The organism is Desulfovibrio piger ATCC 29098, assembly GCF_000156375.1.
GTDB classification, from domain to species: Bacteria; Desulfobacterota; Desulfovibrionia; order Desulfovibrionales; family Desulfovibrionaceae; genus Desulfovibrio; species Desulfovibrio piger.
In genome coordinates this window covers 1-2,825 of the sequence record NZ_DS996358.1, presented here as the reverse complement: position 1 = coordinate 2,825, position 2,825 = coordinate 1, and the positions used below count along the sequence as shown (strand labels likewise).

At 61.1% G+C, this 2,825-nt stretch carries 5 protein-coding genes; all 5 read right to left on the bottom strand.

The genetic code is table 11. The features are described 5' to 3' along the window. A partial coding sequence (locus tag DESPIG_RS12860) for a Mu transposase C-terminal domain-containing protein (protein WP_006006564.1) occupies positions 1–1,197 on the bottom strand: 1,197 nt, incomplete at its 3' end. 34 nt (positions 1,198–1,231) lie between these two features. Beyond that, on the bottom strand, positions 1,232–1,774 hold the full coding sequence (locus DESPIG_RS12855; RefSeq protein ID WP_006006562.1) for a hypothetical protein: 543 nt from the start codon (positions 1,772–1,774) through the stop codon (positions 1,232–1,234). 22 nt (positions 1,775–1,796) lie between these two features. Continuing rightward, on the bottom strand, positions 1,797–2,072 hold the full coding sequence (locus DESPIG_RS14540) for a DNA-binding protein (RefSeq protein WP_081446845.1): 276 nt from the start codon (positions 2,070–2,072) through the stop codon (positions 1,797–1,799). A gap of 22 nt (positions 2,073–2,094) precedes the next feature. Beyond that, positions 2,095–2,337, bottom strand: a complete 243-nt coding sequence (locus tag DESPIG_RS13240) for a helix-turn-helix domain-containing protein (RefSeq protein ID WP_072331489.1) — start codon at positions 2,335–2,337, stop codon at positions 2,095–2,097. Continuing rightward, positions 2,334–2,759: a hypothetical protein gene (locus DESPIG_RS06565; RefSeq protein ID WP_006006557.1), complete on the bottom strand. Its 426-nt coding sequence runs from the start codon at positions 2,757–2,759 to the stop codon at positions 2,334–2,336. Before DESPIG_RS06565 ends, DESPIG_RS13240 begins: the two co-directional genes overlap by 4 nt. Positions 2,760–2,825 lie beyond the last annotated feature (66 nt).

Here is a 2,825-nt window from a genome sequence, read left to right as displayed (position 1 = left end):
TTCCATGAAAGCCGCGTCTTCCGGCACCAGTTCCGCGCCTCGCTCGTGCAGGGCCGTGAACAGGTAGTCGTAGCGGGCCGGTTCATCCGGGAACCGCTTGAAAATGGAAGGTTCGTAGGCGGGGGCGTCCAGTTCCGCGCGGGCCTGCGCTCCGGCGGCCTTGGCGGCCTCGATGGCAGCCTTCTCCGTGGCGGAGAGCGCCGGAGACTTTCTGACGGGTTCCGGGGCGGGAATGGCCTTCTGAAAGCCTGTAATCTGCCGCTGCCGGGCTTCCGGGAGAATGACCGTTTCCGTCATCTGCCGAATTCCGGCCTTGGCCGCGCATTCCTGCCGCTTCTTGAGTTCCAGCGCGTCCGAAAGGTCTTGCTGCTGTTCCGCCGTTCCCAGAGCGCGGGCGGCGGGATGGATACCGGCGGCAATCCCGTAATGGTAACGGTCGCGGGCTTCACAAAGTCTGTGGCCTTCCAGGTCGTACACAAGCACCGTGTACGGCGAGAGCTGCCAGTCATAGCGAACCAGTACCGGATGACGGCGGTTGAACAGGGCTTCATGCCAGAACAGGCGACCGTCCAGCCGTATGCCGTCCTTGCTGATGGTGCGGACTTCTTTTTGCAGCATCAGCAGCGTGAGGCGCTCTATGTCCACGCCCGGCCCCCGGCCTTCCTCGAACACCTCTCCGGGCGTCCTGCCGCGTAAATGGGTGGTGGCCTGCGGGCGGGAAGCGTACAGTTCAAACCAATACGCCAGCCACTCATACGTTTCTTCCAGCGTGAGCGGGCGGCGGCCCAGCTTTTCATGCAGGCGGCGGTGCAGCTTTTCGTTACGGTGCAGCCGCGCGGGCTTGTGGGCTATGTCCCATCCCGTATAGGACGGCGTAAGCTCTTCCAGTTCGTGCATGGTTCCGAAGAACCGTTCCACGGGCTTGCTCTGGCCATGATAGGGCCAGGCGTGGATGACTTCGCAGCCAAGGTCACGGTACAGGCCGAGGAATCCGGCCTGCTCAAAGTCCTTGCAGCCGTCGAAAAACCGCGCCCTGAACGCCTTGCCGTTGTCCAGGTAAACAACGCGGGGAAACTTCCCCAGACGGATGCAGGCCCGGCGGAATGCGCTGGAAATACAGGCCACATTTTCCGTCGCCATCACTTCCCAGCCCAGCGGGTAACGGCTTCCGCCGTCGAAAAACAGGAGCAGTGTCATGCGCTTGGGCTTGCCCGTATCCGGGTCTGTCGTCTCAAAGTTGAGCGTATGGCCAGTCAGCGATCACCACGTCGCCCACGCCTACCAGCGACCAGTCTCGAAGAATGGATATAGCGCATCGGTCGTTCCACGCCTTTTCCCCGTTGCGCCACAACGTCCAGTCGCTGAAACACGTCTTGGAGTAGTTGGCTACCCAGCGCCGGATGGTATCGTCCGAGGGAACGGCCAGATTTTCCGCCTTGCACCGTTCTTGTATGATGCGGGCGCAGGTGCTGATTTGACGGTCTCCGTCCAGTATTTGTCCCAGGATGATGGTCTGGTGCCGTTCCGTGAGCATACTCTTGCCCCGATGGGCAAGGCCGCGCTTGTCGGCCAGGGCCAGTACGCCGCCGGAGTCCTTCCTTTCCAGCTTCCAGCGTTCCAGGCTCTTCCAGCTTACGCGCGGACCGAGTTCCTCAAGGAGCTTGCTCCATGCGCCGCCCTGATAGGCAAGGATAAAGGCTTGCTTCTGCCTGATGGTGCTGCCGTGCTTTGCCTGCCAGTCCAGATAAAGCCCCAGAAGATCGGCCTTTGCCAACGCCTTGTAACGGCGCTTGTCATCAAGGATGGCCTGTCGGGCGGGGGAGAGAAGCCGGGAAACTGCTAACTGCGGGAAGGGCTGCCTCTGCCTCTATCGCCCGGCGTTCCTCTGCCGTCTGGAGGGCGCGCTGCGTCGCTTCTGGCATGGAGGAAACAAGCCACTCCTTCCCGCCGCCGCGTCCCTTGCGCGGGCGGAATTGCCAACCGCCAGACTTGGCCTGAGCATCTACCCCTTGTCGAGTAAGTCCCAATAAGGGGGCGAGAGCTTGAGATGTATATGCCTCCTTGAGTGCCATTGCCTTTTTCCTTCGCGTCGCCTTATGCGGCCTTGTCGCGCGTCTTGCGCGGGTCAAACAAACATTCTTCCGGTACACCTTCCCGGCGCAGGGCCTCCAATACTCGCGGACTATGCCGCTTACCCAACACTGTGGCGGAGACTGCTTCTGCGGTGACGCCGATACGTCTTCCCAGTTCCGCCATACTTAGACCGCGTGCATCCAGAATCGCCCGGATTACATAGCGAACTTCATAGCGCTGGCGTCCGCATTCTTCGCGGGTCATAAATCTTCCTCCAGTCTGCGCTTGCGTTGCCGGGCAGCCTTCATTTCTAGGACAGCAGCTCCATAGTCGCGAAGTTTCTTGTCTTCCTCCGTCATTAGGTCCAAACCCAACGCCTGCGCCGCAACGCGGATAGGCTCCACGTTTCCGGTGGCTCGACAGAAGGCCAGCAAGGCCAATATGGATGGAGGGTGCGACGTGTCGGAGGGGGCCAGCCATTTGTCCAGTGTGGCTTTGCTGATGGACAGGGTATTGCCGCCCGTCAGCTTGATTCCCGCCCGCTGTGCTATTTCATTCAGGCGGTCGGCAAGCATCTTGCGTCCTTCGCCTTCCGGCGCTCCGGCGGCATCGCGCATGGCGGTCTTGATGGCCGCCATTACGCCAGAAAGCCGGACTGCGTCGTCAAGTAAGGATAGCTGCTTCATGGCCTGCTCCTGTCCAAACGCCGCTCGCGCCTGGACGTTGATTTAATGGGACGGGCCGGATAAAGT

Excerpts from the sequence above, each read along its gene's own strand:
- DESPIG_RS14540 (WP_081446845.1), bottom strand. The coding sequence starts at position 2,072 with ATGGCACTCAAGGAGGCATATACATCTCAAGCTCTCGCCCCCTTATTG.
- DESPIG_RS13240 (WP_072331489.1), bottom strand. The coding sequence starts at position 2,337 with ATGACCCGCGAAGAATGCGGACGCCAGCGCTATGAAGTTCGCTATGTA.
- DESPIG_RS06565 (WP_006006557.1), bottom strand. The coding sequence starts at position 2,759 with ATGAAGCAGCTATCCTTACTTGACGACGCAGTCCGGCTTTCTGGCGTA.